This is a genomic window from Streptomyces sp. UF-297, from assembly GCF_058245575.1.
The window spans coordinates 1-530 of the sequence record NZ_JBSIBZ010000247.1; the positions used below are offsets into that span (position 1 = coordinate 1).

Genomic DNA, 530 nt, shown 5'->3' on the forward strand with positions numbered 1-530 from the left:
GAACACTGACCGCGTCACCAAGGGCGACGCGAAGATCAAGGATCTGAAGTGCACCTGGCCTGACGGCACCACCAGCATCGACCCCGCCGGTAGGGAGGTGCGCTGGGAGGCCTCCTGGAAGGAAGACGCCAAGACCAACCCCAAGGCCCAGCTCGCGGTCGGCGCCAGCTACAAGTGCACCGCCATCCTCTACGGCATGAAGCCGGGCGTCATGCACGGCGACGACTTCACCGTCGAGGGCGAAGGCGCCCACAGCGGCGAGCCCGTCAAGGGCGACGACCCCTGGCACGGCGTACCGATCAAGCTCATCAAGGTCGACGGCAAGACCAACAAGCCGCTGACCGGTGCCGAGTTCCAGCTGTGGCGCGAGACCAACGGCACTGCGGGTCTGCAGCGCACCGGCGGCAAGCCCGACACCAAGGAAGGCGGCCCGGTCACCACGGGCGCTGACGGTACGGCGCAGATCAAGGGCCTCAAGCAGCTGAAGATGGGCTCCACCTACTACTGGGAGGAGACCAAGGCTCCCAAGG

General features: G+C 66.6%; 1 protein-coding gene. It reads left to right on the forward strand.

Translation table 11 applies throughout. From position 1 onward, the window contains the following. Positions 1–530, forward strand: a 530-nt coding sequence (locus AC4IJH_RS43665; protein ID WP_490857589.1) for a prealbumin-like fold domain-containing protein, incomplete at both ends; no start/stop codon positions are given.